16 protein-coding genes are annotated in these 19,756 nt (G+C 73.3%); 8 read left to right on the top strand and 8 right to left on the bottom strand.

Going from position 1 to position 19,756, the window contains the following annotated elements; genetic code table 11:
- The 4 genes from AB0P24_RS11090 to lnt all read right to left on the bottom strand — a co-directional run.
- A partial coding sequence (locus AB0P24_RS11090) for a GAF domain-containing protein (protein ID WP_365792478.1) occupies positions 1-1,939 on the bottom strand: 1,939 nt, incomplete at its 3' end.
- A gap of 76 nt (positions 1,940-2,015) precedes the next feature.
- Positions 2,016-2,822 (bottom strand): 3-hydroxybutyrate dehydrogenase, encoded by an 807-nt coding sequence (locus AB0P24_RS11095; RefSeq protein ID WP_365792480.1) that lies wholly within the window; start codon positions 2,820-2,822, stop codon positions 2,016-2,018.
- 54 nt (positions 2,823-2,876) lie between these two features.
- Complete coding sequence (locus tag AB0P24_RS11100; protein WP_365792482.1) at positions 2,877-3,356, bottom strand: NUDIX domain-containing protein; 480 nt, start codon at positions 3,354-3,356, stop codon at positions 2,877-2,879.
- Between the two features lie 67 nt (positions 3,357-3,423).
- Positions 3,424-5,037: an apolipoprotein N-acyltransferase gene (gene lnt / locus AB0P24_RS11105; protein WP_365792484.1), complete on the bottom strand. Its 1,614-nt coding sequence runs from the start codon at positions 5,035-5,037 to the stop codon at positions 3,424-3,426.
- A 186-nt stretch (positions 5,038-5,223) separates the two neighbouring features.
- Here lnt and AB0P24_RS11110 point away from each other — a divergent pair, with 186 nt between their 5' ends.
- Positions 5,224-6,252, top strand: coding sequence for an O-antigen ligase family protein (locus AB0P24_RS11110; RefSeq protein WP_365792486.1), 1,029 nt, complete (start codon positions 5,224-5,226; stop codon positions 6,250-6,252).
- A 100-nt stretch (positions 6,253-6,352) separates the two neighbouring features.
- Here AB0P24_RS11110 and AB0P24_RS11115 read toward each other — a convergent pair whose 3' ends face one another.
- A complete protein-coding gene (locus AB0P24_RS11115) occupies positions 6,353-6,910 on the bottom strand; it encodes a hypothetical protein (protein WP_365792488.1) in 558 nt (185 codons plus the stop codon).
- 89 nt (positions 6,911-6,999) lie between these two features.
- Entirely contained in the window at positions 7,000-7,791 is a 792-nt protein-coding gene (locus AB0P24_RS11120) for an aspartate/glutamate racemase family protein (RefSeq protein WP_365792490.1), read from the bottom strand.
- Between the two features lie 39 nt (positions 7,792-7,830).
- On the opposite strand from AB0P24_RS11120, the gene AB0P24_RS11125 reads away from it, so the two are divergent.
- Positions 7,831-9,027 (top strand): glycosyltransferase, encoded by a 1,197-nt coding sequence (locus AB0P24_RS11125; protein ID WP_365792492.1) that lies wholly within the window; start codon positions 7,831-7,833, stop codon positions 9,025-9,027.
- 12 nt (positions 9,028-9,039) lie between these two features.
- Here the strand turns inward: AB0P24_RS11125 and AB0P24_RS11130 are convergent, their stop codons facing one another.
- A complete protein-coding gene (locus tag AB0P24_RS11130) occupies positions 9,040-10,377 on the bottom strand; it encodes a TerD family protein (RefSeq protein ID WP_365792494.1) in 1,338 nt (445 codons plus the stop codon).
- A 276-nt stretch (positions 10,378-10,653) separates the two neighbouring features.
- Here AB0P24_RS11130 and AB0P24_RS11135 point away from each other — a divergent pair, with 276 nt between their 5' ends.
- From AB0P24_RS11135 to AB0P24_RS11150, 4 genes are all read left to right on the top strand, one after another.
- Positions 10,654-11,112, top strand: coding sequence for a DUF6643 family protein (locus AB0P24_RS11135; RefSeq protein WP_365792496.1), 459 nt, complete (start codon positions 10,654-10,656; stop codon positions 11,110-11,112).
- Positions 11,113-11,156: 44 nt separating this feature from the next.
- Complete coding sequence (locus AB0P24_RS11140; protein ID WP_365792498.1) at positions 11,157-11,981, top strand: MOSC N-terminal beta barrel domain-containing protein; 825 nt, start codon at positions 11,157-11,159, stop codon at positions 11,979-11,981.
- Between the two features lie 571 nt (positions 11,982-12,552).
- Entirely contained in the window at positions 12,553-13,158 is a 606-nt protein-coding gene (locus AB0P24_RS11145; RefSeq protein ID WP_365792500.1) for a hypothetical protein, read from the top strand.
- Positions 13,159-13,335: 177 nt separating this feature from the next.
- Positions 13,336-15,774 carry a right-handed parallel beta-helix repeat-containing protein gene (locus tag AB0P24_RS11150; protein ID WP_365792502.1) on the top strand — a complete coding sequence of 813 codons (2,439 nt, stop codon included), beginning with the start codon at positions 13,336-13,338 and terminating at the stop codon, positions 15,772-15,774.
- Here the strand turns inward: AB0P24_RS11150 and AB0P24_RS11155 are convergent, their stop codons facing one another.
- Positions 15,775-18,084, bottom strand: coding sequence for a hypothetical protein (locus tag AB0P24_RS11155; RefSeq protein ID WP_365792504.1), 2,310 nt, complete (start codon positions 18,082-18,084; stop codon positions 15,775-15,777).
- 294 nt (positions 18,085-18,378) lie between these two features.
- On the opposite strand from AB0P24_RS11155, the gene AB0P24_RS11160 reads away from it, so the two are divergent.
- Together AB0P24_RS11160 and AB0P24_RS11165 are read left to right on the top strand one after the other, a co-directional pair.
- Positions 18,379-19,197, top strand: coding sequence for a DeoR/GlpR family DNA-binding transcription regulator (locus AB0P24_RS11160; RefSeq protein WP_365792506.1), 819 nt, complete (start codon positions 18,379-18,381; stop codon positions 19,195-19,197).
- Between the two features lie 88 nt (positions 19,198-19,285).
- On the top strand, positions 19,286-19,756 hold the full coding sequence (locus tag AB0P24_RS11165) for an SRPBCC family protein (RefSeq protein ID WP_365792507.1): 471 nt from the start codon (positions 19,286-19,288) through the stop codon (positions 19,754-19,756).

Here is a 19,756-nt window from a genome sequence, read left to right on the forward strand (position 1 = left end):
GTACGGCGACCGCGCCCTGTCCGACGACCTGGGCGGCGAAGTCGTGGCCGTCCACGCGCTCGCCCACGAAGGCGGCGAACAGACTGCCCGGCCCCATGACGTGGACGTGGAGTTCGTCCTTCGTACGGGCCGGACTCATCCCGCAGGCGAAGTACGCGTCGAGGGTGCGCAGCAGCTCCGTGCCGCGCCGTGTGTCGTACGCGACGACCGGGCCGATGGTGCGGGTGACGAACGCGGCGACGTCCCGTTCACCGGCGAGGAGCAGACCGAGGAAGCCGAAGTCCTCGGCGGCGGCACCGTCTCCGCCCCGGCCGAGGAGGTCCAGCGCGTCGAGGCAGCGGCGGGCCTCGGCGTACGCGACGGCCACGGTGTCGGGGCCGGTGGCGAGGTCGGCGACGGGGGCGGAGGCGCCGACGGTCACCGGCTGGTGGACGGCGGTGCCGAGGTGCCGGGCGGTGCGCCGGGCCAGGTCGGTCGCGGTGCCGCCGGGGCCGAGGGGCAGCAGCAGGACGGTACCGCCGTCGCGGGCCGCTGCCAGGCCGTGCCGGGTGGTGGCGAGGTGGGATGCGGCCGACCACAGCCGGCGGCGTGCTGCCGCCGCCTCCTCGGCGTCCGCCGCCGGGCCGTCCAGGCGGGCGGCGAGCACGACGTGGGTGGCGTCGAGGTCGGCATGCAACCGGGCGGCGCGGTCGCTCAGTTGGCGTGGCTCGCGATCACGGGCGTCGAGCAGGTCGTCCAACAGCTCGCCGCGCACCCGCTGTTCGGCCTCGGCGGCGGAGCGGCGGGCGAGCAGGAGCAGTGAGGTGACCATCGCGGCCCGCTCCAGGGTGCGCTGGTCGACGGGGTCGAGGCCGGGGTGGCCGCGCAGCACCAGCGCGCCGAGGAGTTCGCCGCCCGCGGCGACCGCGGCGATCCAGTCGTCGCCGTGCCGTACCGCGTGCCCCTCCGTGCGCGATGTCTCCAGCGGCCGGGGGTCGGCGGTGTCGGTGAACTCGACCGTGCCGCCGAGGACTTCGGAGACGGCGGCGGCCACGTCATGGACCTGGCCGCCGCGCAGCACGAGTTCGGCGAGCCGGTCGTGGATCTCCGAGGCACGTTCGATGACCGCGCTGTGGGCTTTGATGATCTCGTTGGCCCGCTCCAGGCCGGTCATGGCCGAGCGGGTCTCGGTGAGCAGGTTCGCCGTGTCGATGGCGGCCGCGGCGAGCGCGGCGAAGGAACCGAGCAGCGCGATCTGCTCCCGCTCGAAGACGCGTGCCCGCCGGTCCGCCGCGAACAGCACCCCGATGACGTGCGGCCCGAGCATGAGCGGGACGCCGAGGATGGCGACCAGGCCCTCGTCGCGCACCCCGGCGTCGATGGTGAGCGTGTGCTCGAAGCGGTCGTCCTTGAAGTAGTCGTCGGTGACGTACGGGCGCGCGGTCAGTGCGACAAGTCCGCCGAGCCCTTCCCCCATGCCGAGCCGCAGCTGCTGGAAGCGGGCCGCGACCGAGCCCTCGGTGACCCTCATGTAGGTGTCGCCGCGCGCCGGGTCGTTCAGGCTCAGGTAGGCGACGTCCGTGCCGAGCAGGGAACGGGCGCGCTGGACGATGGCCTGGAGCACGGCGTCCACGTCCCGCAGTCCTGCCAGGTCATGGGCGGTCTCGAACAGGGCGGACAGCTCGGCCTCACGCCGGCGTCTGCCCTCCAGCTCGGTGCGCACCCGCAGCGCGAGGAGTTTGGCCCGCTCCAGGGCGGCGATCCGCTCCGGCGGCCGGTTCTCGGCACGGGCGAGCAGCACCGGCTGCTCGTACGCCTCCGCCGGGGCGCCTCTGGCCAGCAGTTCGAGGTACGCCGGCTCGGCGCCCCCCGGCACTTCGGCGCCCAGGTCGAGGGCGCCGGAAGCCGGGGCCGGAGCCGGGGCCGGCCGCCCGACGGACTGCACGTGATCGCGAGACATGGTCACAGGATTCCGCATCGCCGCTCCGGCCCGTCGGGCCTGTGGAAAACTCGGGGGCCGACGGGTGCCCGGTCCGTCAGTGGGCCGTCCAGCCGCCGTCGAGCACCAGAGAGGTGCCCGTGACGAAGGACGCCTGGGGGGCGCAGAGGTAGGCCACCGCCTCGGCGACCTCCTCCGGTTCGACGAGCCGTTTGACGGCGCTGTCGGTCAGGAGCACCTCGGACAGCACCCGCTCCTCGGGGATGCCGTGCGCGCGGGCCTGGTCGGCGAGCTGTTTCTCGACCAGTGGGGTGCGCACATAGCCCGGGTTCACACAGTTCGAGGTCACCCCATGGGGCGCGCCCTCCAGAGCGGCCGTCTTCGACAGCCCTTCCAGACCGTGTTTGGCGGCCACATAGGCGGATTTGTAGGCGGAGGCGCGCAGCCCGTGGACGGAGGACACGTTCACGATCCGCCCCCAGCCCTGCCGGTACATGTGCGGGAGCGCGCCCCGGATGAGCCGGAACGGTGCCTCCAGCATCACGGTCAGTACGGTGTGGAAGACGTCCGGCGGGAACTCCTCGATGGGGCGCACCAGCTGGAGGCCCGCGTTGTTGACGAGGACGTCGGTGCCGACGGCGGCGCGTTCGGCCGCGTCCAGGTCGGTGAGGTCGAGGACGTACGGTTCGACGGCGCCGCCGCCCGCCGGGCCCGGGGTCCGCCCGGCGAGGTCCACCAGTTCGGCCAGCCCTGCCTCGTCCCGGTCGACGGCTCTGACCCGGGCACCGGCCGCCGCGAGACGCAGGGTGCAGGCGCGGCCGATGCCTCCGGCGGCACCGGTGACGAGGGCGGTGCGGCCGTGCAGGTCAAGGGCGGGGGCGAGGCGGGTACTGGGCGAGCTCATGGGGCGACCCTAGGGGGCACCCACCTCCTCCCCCATAGCGTCAGCACACATACTTCAGCTGAAAGCCGTAGCGTCGAACCATGTGGGTGCATCCGACATGGCTTGCTTGATCCGGAACACCCCGAACTCGTCCAGCTCCGGCAGGGCGTCCACGTCGAACCAGGCCACGTCCAGCGACTCGTCGTCGTTCACCCGGGCCTCGCCGCCGACAGCCCGGCAGCGGAAGGTGATGTCCATGAACTGGCAGACGTCCGCGTTCGGGTAGGTGACGGGCTCCAGCGCCTGGACGAGGACCACCCGCTCGGCGACACAGCGCACCGCCGTCTCCTCGAAGACCTCCCGTACGGCGCAGGCCGCGGGCTGCTCCCCCGGCTCCGGTATGCCGCCGATGACCGACCACCTGCGGGTGTCGGTACGGCGGCCCAGCAGCACTCTGCCGTCGTCGTCGAAGACGATGGCGGTGATCCCGGGCAGCCAGAGCAGTTGGTGGCCCGCGCCGGCCCGGATCGTGCGGATGAAGTCAGGAGTAGCCATGAGCCGACCCTAACCGCCGGGTTCCTCGCACCCGGCCGGAACCACGGGGCGCACAGCGGGTGTACGGCTACGCGTCACCGGCGCGCCGGCCGCGCATCCCGGCGCCGATCGCCCAGCCGACCCCACCCGCCGCGACCAGCACCAACGCGATCTCCGGCAGGATGCCAAGACGGGTCGCGGGCGTCTCGGAGGTGCGCAGCGGCACCTTCTGGACCAGGTAGGCGGGCACGAACATGCCGGTCTTCTGGGTGATCTTCCCGTCCGGCATGATGACCGCGCTGACGCCGCTGGTCACCGGCACGGTGACGGTCCGGCTGTGCTCGACCGCGCGGATCCGGGACATGGCGAGCTGCTGGTAGGTCATCTCGCTGCGGTCGAAGGTGGCGTTGTTGCTCGGCACGGAGATCATCTCGGCGCCGTGCGTGACGGTGTCCCGCACGTCCCAGTCGAAGGCGGCCTCGTAGCAGGTGGCGAGGCCCACCTCGGCACCGTCGATGTCGAACACACCGGGCTTGGTGCCCCGGCTGAAGTCCTGGCGGACCATGCTGGTCCAGTCCTTGTTGACGGCGCCGACCAGACCGCGCAGCGGGAGGTACTCGCCGAAGGGCTGGATCTGCCGCTTGTCGTACGTCGCGGTCGGGCCCTTGACCGGGTCCCACAGGATCTGCTCGTTGAGCAGCTTGCCGCCCCGCTCGACGACCCCGCCGACCGAGATGGGCACTCCCATCGCCTTGGCGGCCTCGTCGATCACGGCGGCCGCGTCGGCGTCGGCGAACGGATCGACGTCGGAGGAGTTCTCCGGCCACAGCACGAAGTCGGGCTTGGCGACCTTGCCCGCCTTGACATCGGCGGCCAGCTTGAGCGTCTCCTTCACGTGGTAGTCGAGAACCGCCTGCCGCTGGGAGGCGAAGTCCAGGCCCGCGCGCGGCACGTTGCCCTGGATGAGCGCGACGGTGACCGAGCCCTTCTCGGCCTTGTCACTGACCAGCGTCCGCGCGGCGACCGCGCCCACCACGGGCACGGCCACGCTCAGCAGGGCCGCGGCCGCGGCTCCGCGCCGGATCTCATGGGTCCGCCGGCCCTCGACGGCCAGTCGCCCCACCTCGTACAGACCGAACCCGCACAGGACGACGGCGAAACCGAGCACCGGGGTGCCGCCCACCGCGGCGAGCGGCAGGAAGACGCCGTCCGCCTGCCCGAAGGCGATCTTGCCCCAGGGGAAGCCGCGGAAGGGCACGCGCGCGCGTGCCGCCTCGCCCGCGATCCACAGGGCGGCCGCCCACACCGGCCAGGCCGGCAACTTGGAGACGGCGGCCACGCCCACCCCGACCAGGGCGATGAAGATCGCTTCGATCGCCACCAGCGCCAGCCACGGGCCGGGGCCGACCTCCACGCCCGTCCACACCAGCAGCGGCAGCAGGAAGCCGAGCCCGAAGACATAGCCGAGCCCGAGGGCCGCCTTCCAGGAGCGGCCTCGCAGCACCCATCCGAATCCGGCGAAGGCGGGCAGGGCCAGCCACCACAGGGTGCGCGGCGGGAAGCTGATGTACAGCAGCACTCCGCTGAGCGCGGAGGCGGCGGCCGGGACCAGGCGGCGAAGCAGCCGGAGGCCGCGTGCGCGGGGCGCGGGGCGCGACGTGAGCTGGTCAGACTGGTCCACGGAAGTTGCGGTGGCGGTCACTCCGGGAGTGTACGGCGGTTGACCTTGCGTCCGACAGCGCGGTCTCCGCATGCGTGAATCACACCGTTCCCGCGCAAGTCATCCACAAAACGGGCACCACCCGGTTACGGTGTGCCGAGGCGGGCGGCGGGGCCCGCCACAGGTCGGGGGACCGGGGTACGGGGGGCGACGGTGGGGTCGACCGGGATGACGTCCGCTGCCGAGAGGGACACGGACCACGAAAGACGAAACGTTTCTGACGCGCTGGGCGTCGTGGTGCTCGGGGCCTGCGCCGGGTGGCCGCTGGTCTCGGCGATCGGACGCGACGCGCGGCCCGAGGGTGTGCTGCTGGCGGTGCTCGCGGTGGCCGCGGGCTACGCCGCGGGCCGGATGTCCGGCTCGCTGCTGCCGGTGGCGGCGCCGTGTGCCGGCGCCCTGGCGGGGCTGGGGCTGGCGGTGGCGATGCCCCGGGTGGCTCCGGGCCCGCAGTTCACGACCCCGCTCGGCCATACGGGTGCCGTGGCGGCGCTGCTGGCCCTCGCGACGGGCGCCGCGTGCTGCGCCGCGTGGGCGACGCCGGTTTCGGCGCTGCGGTTCGGGCTGCGGATGCTGGCCGCCGGGATCGCGGTGGCCGGGGCGGCCATGGGCTCGACGGCCGGCTGCGCGGCCAGTGCCGTCGTCCTGCTGTGCTCCCTGGCCGCCGGCCGGATGCGACGACGGGGGCCGGGCCTCGCCGGGCTGGCGCTGGCGGCCACGCTGGTGACCGGCACGGTGTGGGCGGTCGCCGCGAACGTCCTGCCCGCCGGGCTCGCCTCCGCCCTGGAGGGGCCCCTTCCCGAGCGCCGCGTCCAGCTGTGGCGGGACGCCCTGCGCCTCGCGCGCCGGAACACCGCCCTGGGCGTCGGCCCGGGGCGCCTCGGCGAGCTGAGCGGCAGCGCGCCCGAGGCCCTGCTGCCCGACGGCAAACCACACTCCGCACCGCTCCAGCAGGCCGCCGAGCAGGGCCTGGTCGGCGGCCTGCTGCTGGCCACCGCGTTCTGCTGGATCCTCTACGCCCTGTGGCGGTCGCCCCGCGCCACACCGGTCACCCTCACGGCGGGCGCGGCACTCACCGCCCTGGCCGCGATCGCCGCGGTCGGCAACGCGCTCAGCTTCACGACGGTGCCGGCGGGCGCGGGCCTGCTCGCGGGCCTGGCGACGGCACATCCGTGGGGAGCGGGGGTACCGGGCAGTTGAGCCGTACGGCTGTATGGTCCTGGCACATGTGGCCCCGCCCCATGCGGCCCGGGCACATGTGCTCCAGCCCTGTGTGATCCAGCCCCCTGTGCGGCCTGCGTCAATGCGCCGTACCCGGTGTGATCGTCCGCAGGCGTTCCCTGATGACACGCACGGCGGACTCGGCGTTGTCCACGGTGATCGTAAAGGTGTGGCCGTCCCACAGCCGCAGGACGATGCCCTCGCCACGGCGGACGACGACGGCCGTGCCCTTCTCGGGGCGCCAGCGGTAGCCCCAGCCGCCCCAGTGGCGCGGGGTGATCTGCGGGGAGAAGTCGGCGCCGACCACATGGGAGAGCGGAATACGACGGCGCGGTACTCCTATATGACCGCAGCGGATTTCGAGGCACTCCCCGTCGAGCTTCAGGTCGACGTGCACGAAGGCGAGGGTGCCGAAGAGGACCAGCAGTCCGGCCGCGATGCAGCCCACGACCGACATCACCAGCGGGGCGGCCCCCGATGACCAGGCGGAGTCCACGGCCAGTTCGATACCGAGCGCCATGCAGGCCGCGCCGACCAGCGCCAGCAGCCACTGGACCCGGTTCGTGGCGCGCCCGGTCCAGACAGCCGGGTGCGAGGCGTCCTTGTCGGGAGAGAGGTCGCGGGGTTGGTCCCTCATGTCTACGAGATTACTCAGGTTTCGCTGCGCGGGTACCGCGTTGCGGAGGGTGACTGCTCACATCGGCGGTATGACCGACCCCCGCGGGGTCACTGGGACGCGGCAGGACTGGCCGCGCGGAGCAGGCGGGCCTCGGCGTAACTGAGCGCGGCCTCGGGCAGCTCGCCCTCCCGGCTGTTGAGCAGCACCGTCACCGTGCCGGTGGCCGGTGCGCCGGGGGCCGGCTGCGCGCCGATCCGGCGCAGCGCCTGGGCGGCCACCGCGCCCGCCGAGCCGTGCAGGGCGAGGGGGGCGGCGCCGGGGCGCTGGACCGCGGCGCGGATACGTTCGGCCAGGAGTTCGTAATGGGTGCAGCCCAGGACGACGGTCGTCACGTCGTCCGGCGTGAGCAGGGCCGCCGCGGCCACGGCGGCGTCGATGGCGGCCTGGTCGGCGTGTTCGACGGCCTCGGCCAGCCCCCAGCAGGGCACCTCGGTGACCGGCACGCCGCCGGCGAAGTCCTCGATGAGGCCCCGCTGGTAGGCGCTGCCCGTGGTGGCGGGGGTCGCCCAGATCGCGACGGGGCCGCCGCCGGCGGCGGCCGGCTTGATCGCCGGTACCGTGCCGATGACCGGGATGCCGGGTTCCAGACGCGCGCGGAGCGCGGTCAGGGAGTGCACGGTCGCCGTGTTGCAGCCGATGATCAGCGCGTCGGGCCGGCGGGCGGCGGCGGCCTCGGCGACGGCCATGGCACGCTCGGTGACACCCTCGGGGGTGCGCGGTCCCCAGGGCATGCCCTCGGGGTCGAAGGAGAGGACGAGATCGGCGTCGGGGCGCAGCCGCCGTACCGCTGCGGTGGCCGCCAGCAGGCCGATGCCGGAGTCGATGAGCGCGATCTTCACCCGGCCACGATAGACGATGGGCCGTTGGGAGCAGGCCCCATGGGGCAGACTGCGCGGGTGAGCGCCATCGCGTGGACCGCTGCCGTATCCCTCGCCGCCTGGCTGTGGCTGCTGCTCTGCCAGGGCTTCTTCTGGCGCACCGACGTCAGGCTGCCGCCGCGGCGCGAGCCCGCGGAGTGGCCGGACGTGTGCGTGGTGGTCCCGGCCCGGGACGAGGCGGCCGTCCTGCCCCTGAGTCTGCCGTCGTTGCTGGCGCAGGACTATCCGGGGCGGGCGGAGGTGTTCCTCGTCGACGACGGCAGTACGGACGGCACGGGGGAGCTGGCCCGGGAGCTGGCCGCGCGCCACGGCGGGCTGCCGCTGACCGTGAGCTCGCCCGCCGGTGAGCCGCCGTCGGGCTGGACGGGCAAGCTGTGGGCGCTGCGGCACGGCATCGCGCTGGCACGCGCGCGTGGCCCCGAGTACCTGCTGCTGACGGACGCCGACATCGCGCACGAACCTGACAGCCTGCGGCTGCTGGTCGCGGCCGCCCGCACCGGCGGCTTCGACGTGGTTTCGCAGATGGCCCGGCTGCGGGTGGCGAGTCTGTGGGAACGGCTCGTGGTGCCGGCCTTCGTCTACTTCTTCGCCCAGCTGTACCCGTTCCGCCGGATCGGGCGGAAGGGTTCGCGCACGGCGGCAGCGGCGGGCGGCTGTGTCCTGCTGCGCGCCGACACCGCGGCGAAGGCGCGCATCCCGGACGCCATCCGGCACGCCGTGATCGACGACGTGGCGCTCGCCCGCGCGGTGAAGGGCAGCGGCGGGCACATCTGGCTGGGGCTCGCCGACCGGGTGGACAGCGTGCGCCCGTATCCGCGCCTGCACGACCTGTGGCGGATGGTCTCCCGCAGCGCGTACGCGCAACTGCGGCACAACCCGCTGCTGCTCCTCGGTACGGCCGCCGGTCTGACGCTGGTGTACCTGGTGCCGCCGGCGGCGGTGCCGGCCGGCCTGGTCACCGGCGACGCGCCGACGGTGCTCCTCGGCGCGGCGGCCTGGCTGGTGATGACCGCGACGTACCTGCCGATGCTCCGCTATTACCGGCAGCCGCTGTGGCTCGCACCGCTGCTGCCGTTCACCGCGTTCCTCTACCTCCTCATGACGGTCGACTCCGCGGTGCAGCACTACCGGGGGCGCGGCGCGGCCTGGAAGGGCCGCACGTACACGCGTCCCGACACGGTCGCCGACGAAGGCTGACCGCGTCGTGCGTCATTTGCGGCCGGGCGTCCAGTTCATGCCCCAGCCATAGGCGCGGTCGACGGTCCGCTGCGGGCTCACCCCGCGCTCCGGAACCAGGTAGCGCGCCTCGCGCTGCACGACGAGGTCGCCGCCGGTGTTGGTGAGCAGGGCCAGCGCGCACACGGTGGAGGGAACCGTGCACTCGTCCAGGGAGAAGTCGACCGCAGCGCCGTGCTGGGGCCGGAGGGTGACCGTGGCGTGCAGGTCGGCGAAGGACGAGGCGCCCCGGTAGATCGTCACGAAGACCAGGATGCGCCGGAAGTCCTGTTTGTGGTCGAGGTTGACGGTGAGGTTCTCGCCGCTCGACACGGCGCCGGTGCGGTCGTCGCCGTCGAGGTGGATGTACGGCGGCCGGTTCAGGGAGCCGAAGGCGTTGCCCAGCGCCTGGACGACGCCCTTGCGGCCGTCGGCGAGTTCGTACAGGGCGCACAGGTCGAGGTCGAGGTCGCCCGCTGCGCCGTGCCGGCCGCCCCAGCCCAGGAGCTGCTTTCGGACCTGCCAGTTGAGGTTGACCCGCAGCGCGCCCGAGGTGCCGCCCTGTTTGGCCAGCGAGACGGAGGGCGCCGCCTTGGTGAGCGTCACCTTGGACAGCCGGACGGGCGCGGTGGGCGCAGGCGGCGGAACGGGCAGACCGGCGGAGGCCGGCGCCGGATGCCGCGGGAAGGGCGGGGCGGCGGGCGGCGGCGGGGGGACCGGACCGGGGCCCGCAGGAGCTACGGGATTCGGGACCGAAGGAGCGGCCTGCGGCACGGGGGGCCGCGTCGGGTGCTGCGGCTCGTCCACCGTGATCCCGAAATCGGTGGCGAGCCCTTCCAGCCCACTGCTGTACCCCTGCCCGACCGCACGGAATTTCCAGCCGCCCTGACGCCGGTACAACTCACCGAGTACGAAAGCGGTTTCGACCGTGGCGCCCATGCTGTCGAACCGGGCGACCACACTTGCGTCCGCCGCGTTGCGGACCTCGATATAGAGGCCCGGGACCTGTCCGAACGTTCCGCCGTCGGCCGAGGCCGCGAGGACGATCCGCTCGATCGGGGTCTCCACGCGCGCGAGGTCGACGAAGAGGGTGTCGGTGACCAGGTCGCCGGAGCGCCGCTTGCCCTCGTGCCGGACCGCGCCCGAGGCGTGCGCCGGCTGGTTGTAGAAGACGAAGTCACCGTCGGAGCGCACTTTCCCGGCGGCCAGCAGCAGCGCCGAGGCGTCCGCGTCGGGGGCGCCCGGACCGGAGCGCCAACCCAATTCGACGCGCAGGGCCGTCGTCGGCACCGGCGCATTCGATCCTTTCGGCATTGGCATGTCCGCCCCCATCGCGTGTCGGCATGCCGGGCGCGTCCCGGCGGTCCCACGTCATCCGTACCCCAACCTATTCCCGGCGCCGCGGATCTCCCATGAGTGGCACAGGAAGATCCCTGGCCAACTGCCGGTAACCGGCTCGGAACTCGGCCTTTACACGATCAGAAGGCTGATTGTCGTCCTTTTTTGCCGAGTTCGCTCGGATTGATGATCCGGCGTCACTGCCGACACGAAAAACAACCCTCTTATCGGTCTCCCCAACCAGCACATCGTGGGCTTAACTTATGTGCCATGACCTCCCCCCGCTCCACCTATGGCGGCGGCTACTACTCCGCCTCCTTCCCGGACACCCCGATCTACGACTCGCTCGTGGCCGAACGCGGCACCCCCCAGATCGCCCCGATCCGGGTCCCTCCCGCCTACGACGCGCCCAGCAGCTTCAGCAACCTGCCCGCGCTGCCGTCGGCACTGCCCGCCCTCCCCGCGGGCCCCTCCCAGCAGGCCCCGGGCTACGGCTACCCGCAGCAGATGCAGCAGCCAGCACCGCTGCAGCAGGCGCCCACGGCTTACATCCCCCAGCAGGCGACGGGACCGCGCGGCTACCCGGCCCAGCAGCCGCAGCCGCCCCGTCCGATGACGGGGGGCTCGGGTTACGAGGCGATGCGCCCGGCCGCCCCGCGCCCCGCGCCGGCGGCTCCGTACCAGGACCCGTACAACAACCAGCAACAGCAGCAGTACCGCGGCTACTGACCGGCGACCCCCCGGATGTCCGTGCGGCCTGGCACGATGGCGTCATGGGGAAGGCCGAACTGCAGTCGATTCACGTTCACCCGGTCAAGGCGCTCCGGGGCTTCGCGCCCCGGGAGGCCGTTGTGGAGCCCTGGGGGCTGGCCGGCGACCGACGCTGGGTTCTGATCGACGACGGGGGAAAGGTCGTCACCCAGCGGGAGCAGCCGCGCCTCGCGCTCGCCGCTGCCGAGCTGCTGCCCGGCGGCGGCGTACGTCTGTCCGCGCCCGGGCGCACACCCCTGACAGTGCCGGTCCCGGAGCCGGGGGGCACGGTGCCGGTGGACATCTTCGGTACGAAGGTGGAGGCGGTCCTCGCGGCGGAGGCGGCCCATGCGTGGTGCGGCGCGTATCTGGAGGCCGACGTCCGGCTCGCCCGCATGGACGCCCCCGCGACCCGCCGCCCGATCGACCCTGACCACGCGCTGCCGGGCGAGACCGTGAGCTTCGCCGACGGTTTTCCCCTGCTGGTCACCACGCAGGCCTCGCTGGACGCCCTCAACTCCCTGATCGCGCAGGGTGAGCACGCCGACGAGGGTCCGCTGCCCATGAACCGGTTCCGGCCGAACGTGGTCGTGCGCGGCACACAGGCCTGGGCCGAGGACGACTGGCGACGGATCGCCATCGGCGAGGTCGAGTTCCGGGTCGCGAAGATGTGCGGGCGGTGCGTCGTGACCACGACGGACCAGGCCACCGCCGAGCGCGGCCGAGAGCCGCTGCGGACACTGGCACGGCACCGCAGGTTCGGCAACCAGCTGGTCTTCGGCCAGAACCTGGTGCCGCACTCCCCCGGCACGATCCGGGTGGGGGACCCGGTCCGGATCCTCGACTGACGTTCCGCGAGCCGGGCGGTGCCGGGGACCGAAGGGCGTCAGTGACCGCACGATCCTGGGGCGCAGGAAGTCGGTGACCGCACGATGTCGTGGGGCGCAGGAAGTCGGTGACCGCACCACTGCGGTGACCGCACGATGTCGGTGACCGCACGATGTCGGTGACCGCACCACATCGTTGGCCGCGCGATGTCGGTGACCGCACGATGTCGTTGGCCGCACCACACCGGTGACCGCCCGATGTCGTGGTCCAGCGGCATCAACGGCCGCGGTTCCGGTGGCCGCGGTTCCGGTGGCCGGAACGAGGCCGGGCCGAGCCACCCGCACTCCCGCGACGGTCCCGCCGTCCGCCACCGTCCGCAGCGGTGTCGCCCCGTCCGTCCTGCTCTGAGCGTCGCACGCGGCGGACGATCTCCGGCGCCCGGCGGGAACCCCGGCCCCCGGCCCGGTCGTTGGGGTCGTGAGAAGTTCATGAAAGTTCCGGCCGGAGGTGATTTCGCTCTCTCTTCGGCCGGGGGCTCGGGTGAACGGACCGGGCGGGGGTTATCACGGAGCGGGAAGGGGGTGGTGGTCGGTGCGAGCGATCCGCGGCCTGTGGCGGTGGCGGCGCAATCCGCTGCGCCGCGCGACCGACCTGGTCGAGGCCTGGGTGGCCCTGGTGGCGCTGGTGCTGACCGTGGTGGCCGCGCCGGTACTCGGCTCGTTCGTCGGCGCCGCCGCCCAGGGCACCCTCCAGCGGGCGGTCCGGCAGCAGCACCAGGACCGGCATCTCGTCATGGCCACGGTGGTGCGCAAGCTGGGCGGCGCCCTGGTGGAGCCCGACCCCGACGCCACCAGCGCCCACGACAACCGCAGCCGCGTCCTCGCCGACTGGACCGCACCGGACGGTACCCGCAGGCACGGCCCGGTCCTGACCACCCTCGAGTCCCCGCACAAGGGCGACCACTTCGACGTCTGGACGGACCGGCACGGCGTCATGACAGCCCGCCCGCTGGACTCCGCGACGGCCACGACGCACGCCGTGCTGGCCGGGTTCGGCGCGGCCCTGCTCACCGCGGGGCTGGTCGAGGGCGGCAGACGGATGATCGTCTGGCGTATGGTCCGTCGCAGGTACGCACGTTGGGACCAGGCCTGGGACCGGGCAGGGCCGGACTGGGGCAAGGCAGGCACGGGCAGCTGACGGGCTTTCCGTCTCTGGTCATTCCACCACCTCGGCGCACGCTACGGTGGACCGGCCGAAGCGCATTCGGCATCGACCCGCGCGCGAGCGGACCACAAGGGGCCGGGCACCGTTCACGGTGCCGCCCCGAAGGCGAAGCCAGCGATCTGTACGACGAGGTGGGGGCAGAGCAACGCCATGGCACAGGGCACGGTCCAGGTGACGCACACCGGCACATCGCGGTGGCGGCGCCGCACAGGTGAGTACGCCTCGCTCGCCGCCGCCCTGGAGGCCGCCGCCGACGGCGATGTCCTCACGGTCGCGCCCGGCACCTACCGGGAGAACCTCGTCGTCCAGCGCGCGGTGACGCTGCGCGGCCCGGAGGGCTCGCCTGGCTCGGTGCGCATCGCCCCCGTGGACGGGGTCCCGCTGACCGTGCGCGCCTCGGCGGTCGTCCAGGACCTGCTTGTCGAGGGCCAGGACGCGGCCGCGCCCGCGCTGCTGGTCGAGGAGGGCACGCCCGAGCTGCTGGACGTACGGATCGTCACCAGGTCCGCCGCCGGCATCGAGGTGCGCGGCGGAGCCCGGCCGACCGTGCGGCGGTGCACCGTCGACAACCCGGCCGGCATCGGTATCGCCGTGCTGGACGACGGCGGCGGCGTGTTCGAGGAGTGCGAGGTCGTGGCGGCCGGTCAGGCTGGCGTGGCGGTGCGCGGCGGCGGCCACCCGCGCCTTGAGCGCTGCCGGGTGCACCACGCCTCGGGCACGGGCCTGACGGCGACCGGGGAGGGCTCCGCGCTGGAAGCGGTGGGGTGCGAGATCTACGAGGTGCGCGGCTCCGGCGTGCAGGTCACCGCGCGGGCGACGGCGCATCTCACCGACTGCGACGTGCACCGCACCACCGCCGACGGGGTCACGCTGGACACCGACGCGGTGCTGACCCTCGCGGACTGCCGTATCCACGACATCCCGGAGAACGCGGTCGATCTGCGCTCGCGGTCGGTGCTGACGCTGACCCGGACGACAGTGCGTCAGTTCGGGCGCAACGGCCTGTCGGTGTGGGACCCGGGCACCCGGGTGGACGCCAACCAGTGCGAGATCTTCGACAGCACGGGCGACTATCCGGCGGTGTGGGTCAGCGACGGCGCCACCGCGGTGCTGGACTCCTGCCGGGTGCACGACGTGCCGGACGCCCTGTTCGTACTGGACCGCGGCTCCCGCGCGGACGTGGTCGACAGCGATCTCTCCCAGGTGCGCAACACGGCGGTGTCGGTGAGTGACGGCGCCACCGCGCAGCTCGACGACTGCCGGATCCGGGACGCGGCCACCGGCGCCTGGTTCCGCGACCACGGCAGCGGCGGCACCCTCAACAACTGCACGGTGGACGGCACCCAGACCGGCGTGATCGTCACCAAGGGCGCCGACCCCACCATCGAGCGCTGCACGGTCGACGCCCCGGCCGAGGCGGGCTTCTATGTGTCGGCGGGCGGCCGGGGCACCTTCGAGAACTGCCGGGTCACCGGCAGCGGCGGCTACGGCTTCCATGTGATCGACGGCTGCCGTACGACGCTGCGCAAGTGCCGCACGGAGCGGTGCGCGCGCGGGGGTTACGAGTTCGCGGACGGCGGTCCGGACGCGGGCTCGGGCACCGGCCCGGTGGTGGAGGACTGCACCAGCGACGAGAGCGGCAGCCTGCGGCCGCCCGCGGCGCGGGAGACGGCCGTACAGACCTCGTACCAGTCCCCCGGCCTGCTGGGCGCGATCCCGGGCCAGCGCAGCGCCGAGCAGGAGCCGCTCCTGACCCCCGCCGCGCCCGAGGAGCCGGCCCGGAACTCCAAGGCGGTACTCGGCGAACTCGACGCCCTGGTCGGCCTCGACAGCGTCAAGCGCGAGGTGCGTGCGCTGACCGACATGATCGAGGTCGGCCGGCGCCGCCAGCAGGCCGGTCTCAAGGCCGCCTCCGTCAAGCGGCACCTGGTGTTCACGGGCTCCCCCGGCACCGGCAAGACGACGGTCGCCCGGCTCTACGGCGAGATCCTCGCCTCTCTCGGGGTGCTGGAGAAGGGCCATCTGGTCGAGGTGTCCCGGGTCGACCTGGTCGGCGAGCACATCGGTTCCACGGCGATCCGCACCCAGGAGGCCTTCCAGCGGGCGCACGGCGGGGTGCTGTTCATCGACGAGGCGTACGCGCTGTCGCCGGAGGACGCCGGGCGGGACTTCGGCAAGGAGGCCATCGACACGCTGGTGAAGCTGATGGAGGACCACCGGGACGCCGTGGTGGTGATCGTCGCGGGCTACACGGAGGAGATGGAGCGCTTCCTCTCGGTCAACCCCGGTGTGGCGTCGCGTTTCTCCCGGACCATCACCTTCAGCGACTACGGCCCGGACGAACTGCTGCGGATCGTGGAGCAGCAGGCCGACGAACACGAGTACCGGCTGGCGCCGGGTGCGTCCGAGGCGCTGCTGACGTATTTCACGGTGCTCCCGAAGGGCCCCGCGTTCGGCAACGGCCGTACCGCCCGGCAGACGTTCGAGGCGATGGTGGAGCGGCACGCGAGCCGGGTCGCCCAGCTCGCCGACCCGAGCACCGACGACCTCAGCCTGCTGTACCCGCAGGACCTGCCCGAACTCGCCTGATCAGCGGCCCGGTTGGGGCCGCTGCCCGGGCAGCTCCGGGCGCAGCCGGGCCAGCAGCCGCTCGCGTTCCGCGGCGAAGGCCGGGTCCGCCTGGTAGTCGGAGTGCCCCAGGATCGGGGCCGGGAGCGGGTGACCCGGGGTGCGGCCGTAGGCGAGCGGGTCCTTCAGGGGCGGGTGGTCGACCTCAGGGCCGTCGCCGTCGGGGATCCGCACGGGGCCGCCGATGGGATCGGTGAGGCGGTAGAGGTTGCGCCAGCAGGCGACCTCGCGGTGCAGGGAGCCGAGTTCGGCGGGACCGAAGTGAGCCGGGAACCAGCGGCCGTACAGCCGCTCCAGCGGTGAGCCGTACGTGAGCAGGGCGACCCGCTTGCGGACGGCGGGGGTCAGCTGCCAGGCCGCCGCGGCCGCGAGGACGCTGCCCTGGGAGTGGCCGGAGATGACCAGCCGGCCGCCGGTGCGGCGGGTCCAGGTGTCGATCCGCCAGGTCAGGTCGGGGACCGCGCGCTCGGCGTAGCAGGGCGGGGCGAAGGGGTGGGCGGCGCGCGGCCAGAAGGTGCCGACGTCCCAGAGGATGCCGATGGTGCGCCGCGCGGAGGCGTCCTTGTAGGCGCGCCGGCCCCAGGTGACGAAGAGTATGAAGCCGAGCCCGACCAGCCAGGAGCCGAGCGCCTGCGAGGTCTGGGCCGCGCCGTGCACCAGGGCGTACGTGCGGTCGGCCGCCGTGTCCGGCGTCTTCCCGGTGGCCAGCGCCCCCACCAGCGCCCCGGCGCCCAGCACCAGCGTGGCGGCGCACAGCACGGTGACGACGAGCGGCGTCCGGTCGGTGAGGAGGGCCATGGCCCGGACCCGGGCGATACGGCGGCTGCGGGCCACGTCCTCCGGCTCCCCGGGGTGGCCGAGGCCGACGGCGGCGCGTTCCGCGCGGCTGAGCCGGGAGGTGCGCCAGGACAGCCAGGCGACCGCGGCGAGCAGCACGACGAGCACCGGCGGGATCGCCGAGGCCTGCCAGGTCAGCAGTACCGGTGGTCCGGCGATGGAGGTACCGGTGCCGTCCAGCCAGTCGGAGACCCGCTGGGCGACCCCGCCCGAGATCACCCCGCCCAGCGCGCAGGCGAGCAGTGCCACCGCGGGCCCGCCGAGTCCGCGCATCGCGGCGCGCGGATCGGGCAGCCGGTGGTGCAGGTCGTGGGCGACGACCGCGAGGACGATCACCAGGCCGCCCTGGGCCAGGGCCAGACCGCCGAAGGTGGTGTCGCCGGCGAGCCGCCCGAGCGAACGCCACCCCGGACGGGACCAGCCGGCGTACCCCACCGCCAGCACGAGCAGGGCCAGCGCACCGAGCGGCAGGCGTCGGACGAGATGCCGGTCGAGTTCCTGGTCGAGGAGGTTCTCGGTGCGGCCCCGGCGGCAGACCACCCACACCACGGCGAGCGTCCCGGCGGTCAGCGCACCGGTCAGCAGCCACCCGGTCACGTCCAGTACGGCGGCTCCGCCGGGCCGGCGGTCGAAGGCGGCCGCCGGTGCGAGGACCGCGGCGGCGACGGTGAGCAGGCCCGCCGCGGTGTGGGCGGCTCGCAGCCGGGCGACCAGCCGGCGTCCGTACCAGAAGCCGGGACTGCCGAGGGAGGTGTGGCCGGGCTCGGGGTCGTGGGCCAGGGGCCGGGCGGACTCGTAGGCGCTCCAGGTGCGGTGCGAGAGGTACCAGAGCAGGCCGGTCAGGGCGGTGGGCACCAGGGCGGCCAGGGCGAGCCGGCGTCCGGGGGCGCTCCACCACCCGCCGCCCGAGCCGACGGGTGAGAGGAAGCGGAGCCAGGAGTGCCGGCCGGCGCAGGCGGTGACGCCCGCGCACTGCCAGGCGGTGAGGTCCAGAGCGACCTCGCAGGCGGCGGCGACCAGCAGGACGGTCAGGGTGAGCCCGGCGAGGCGGACCAGCAGGCCGTAGAAGCGCACGGTGCGCGGCCGGTCCTCGGCGGCGGGGCGCATCCAGTGGGCGAGGTTGACCACCATGAACGGCAGAAGCAGCAGCCACAGCGCACGGGAGGCGTTGCCGGAGGTGAGGTTGCACCAGACGTATGCCTCGGGGACCGGCCGGTCGCGGTAGTCGCCGGGCCGGGACTCGGCGTCGACGTCCTCGGCACGCCGGAAGACGGCGGCGGTGTCGTCGCCGGTGATCCGCACCGTGCGCGGATCGGCGAGCATCTTCCCGGGTGTGGTGCCGCCGACGCCGTGGACCAGGAGTTCCAGGTCGATCTCCGGTGCGGCGGGCCGCTCGGCGGGACCGCCGGCGGTGCGTTCCTGCGCGCGTTCCACTCTTCTCGCACTTCCCCCATGACGCGCCGATGGTCTGTGTCCGTGCGGGTTTCAGGATCGCCGATTCCGGTGTGACACACACCACTCGTCACTGAATCTCCCCGATGTGCGTGACATCCAGGGCAACACATGGTGTCCAAATGACATGTGTGTACGAGCACAGGGAGTGGCGCAACCTGTGCGGTCCCGTGAAAGGATGGGGCGCCCACGCACCGGAGCCGACCGGAACGTCCTGGTCGGGGCTGGTATGCAGGGCGTGTCTGGCGGCTTTGAGGCGAGAGGACCGGAGCGTACGTGAGCGAGAACCAGAACCTCCTCGCGGAGCAGCGCCGCGCCCTGATCCTGGACGAGGTCCGACGCCGGGGCGGCGTGCGGGTCAACGAGCTGACCCGCAAGCTCGGCGTGTCGGACATGACGGTGCGCCGGGATCTGGACGCGCTGGCCCGGCAGGGTGTGCTGGAGAAGGTGCACGGCGGTGCGGTGCCGGTGGTCGAGGCGAGCACCCACGAGCCGGGGTTCGAGGCCAAGTCGGGGCTGGAGCTGACCGCCAAGGAGGACATCGCGCGGGCCGCCGCCGAACTGGTCGTGCCGGGTACGGCGATCGCCCTGTCCGGCGGTACCACGACGTACGCGCTCGCCCATCACCTGCTGGAGGTCCCCGACCTGACCGTGGTGACGAACTCGGTGCGGGTCGCGGACGTCTTCCACGCGGCCCAGCGGGTCTCCGGGCAGCGCCAGGGCGCGGCGACGGTGGTCCTGACCGGCGGGGTGCGCACCCCGTCCGACTCGCTGGTCGGCCCGGTGGCCGACCAGGCGATCGCGGCGCTCCACTTCGACCTGCTCTTCCTCGGTGTGCACGGCATATCGATCGAGGCCGGCCTCTCCACGCCGAACCTCGCGGAGGCGGAGACCAACCGCCGCCTGGTGCACTCGGCCCGTCGGGTCGTGGTGGTCGCGGACCACACCAAGTGGGGCACGGTGGGCCTGAGTTCGTTCGCCGAGCTGGAGCAGGTCGACACGCTGGTCACGGACGCGGGTCTGCCGGCCTCGGCGCGTGCGGAGATCTCGGAGCATCTGCGCCGGCTGGTGGTGGCGGGTGAGGCGGAGGACTGATCGCGTCCGCGCCGCAGACATCTGACGGTCCGCCAGTTATCGTGGCGGAGCCGGTCAACGGCCTTCTCGGCCAAGGGGGTTCTCGTCCATGACGCGCCGTCTGCGCCCCGTGGGGCTCGACTTCGTCGAGTCCGCGCCCGTACGTCTGGTCTTCGCACACGAGATGTCCGCGCCACCCGAGCGGGTCTTTCACGCACTCAACGACGATGTGCCCGGCTGGGCGGAGTGGTTCGCCGCGGTGACCCACGCGGAGTCCGTCGACGACGGTACCGGGCGCGAGATCCGGCTCAAGGGCGGCGGGCGTTTCCGGGAGACGATCATCGCGGCCAAGGAGGCCGAGGTGTACGCCTACCGGGTGGACCTGACCAACGCGCCCGGCGCGCACGCCATAGCGGAGGAGTGGCGGCTCGTCCCGTCCGGCGGCGGCACCCGCGTGCAGTGGACTTTCGCCGTGGACGGCACGGCGCCGTTCCGCCTCGTGGTCAGGATGGCACGCGCGGGGCTGGGCCGGGCCTTCCGGAGCGCGGTGGCCGAACTGGACCGGCGCCTTACGCGGTAG

It is taken from the genome of Streptomyces sp. NPDC086519, from assembly GCF_040686075.1.
Classification (GTDB): Bacteria; Actinomycetota; Actinomycetes; order Streptomycetales; family Streptomycetaceae; genus Streptomyces; species Streptomyces shenzhenensis.

What these genes read in the sequence shown, in the direction of transcription:
- AB0P24_RS11110 (WP_365792486.1), top strand. Translation starts at nt 5,224, where the DNA reads ATGACGTCCGCTGCCGAGAGGGACACGGACCACGAAAGACGAAACGTT.
- AB0P24_RS11115 (WP_365792488.1), bottom strand. Translation starts at nt 6,910, where the DNA reads ATGAGGGACCAACCCCGCGACCTCTCTCCCGACAAGGACGCCTCGCAC.
- AB0P24_RS11100 (WP_365792482.1), bottom strand. Translation starts at nt 3,356, where the DNA reads ATGGCTACTCCTGACTTCATCCGCACGATCCGGGCCGGCGCGGGCCAC.
- AB0P24_RS11125 (WP_365792492.1), top strand. Translation starts at nt 7,831, where the DNA reads ATGGGGCAGACTGCGCGGGTGAGCGCCATCGCGTGGACCGCTGCCGTA.
- AB0P24_RS11140 (WP_365792498.1), top strand. Translation starts at nt 11,157, where the DNA reads ATGGGGAAGGCCGAACTGCAGTCGATTCACGTTCACCCGGTCAAGGCG.
- AB0P24_RS11135 (WP_365792496.1), top strand. Translation starts at nt 10,654, where the DNA reads ATGACCTCCCCCCGCTCCACCTATGGCGGCGGCTACTACTCCGCCTCC.
- AB0P24_RS11095 (WP_365792480.1), bottom strand. Translation starts at nt 2,822, where the DNA reads ATGAGCTCGCCCAGTACCCGCCTCGCCCCCGCCCTTGACCTGCACGGC.
- AB0P24_RS11165 (WP_365792507.1), top strand. Translation starts at nt 19,286, where the DNA reads ATGACGCGCCGTCTGCGCCCCGTGGGGCTCGACTTCGTCGAGTCCGCG.
- AB0P24_RS11150 (WP_365792502.1), top strand. Translation starts at nt 13,336, where the DNA reads ATGGCACAGGGCACGGTCCAGGTGACGCACACCGGCACATCGCGGTGG.
- AB0P24_RS11130 (WP_365792494.1), bottom strand. Translation starts at nt 10,377, where the DNA reads ATGGGGGCGGACATGCCAATGCCGAAAGGATCGAATGCGCCGGTGCCG.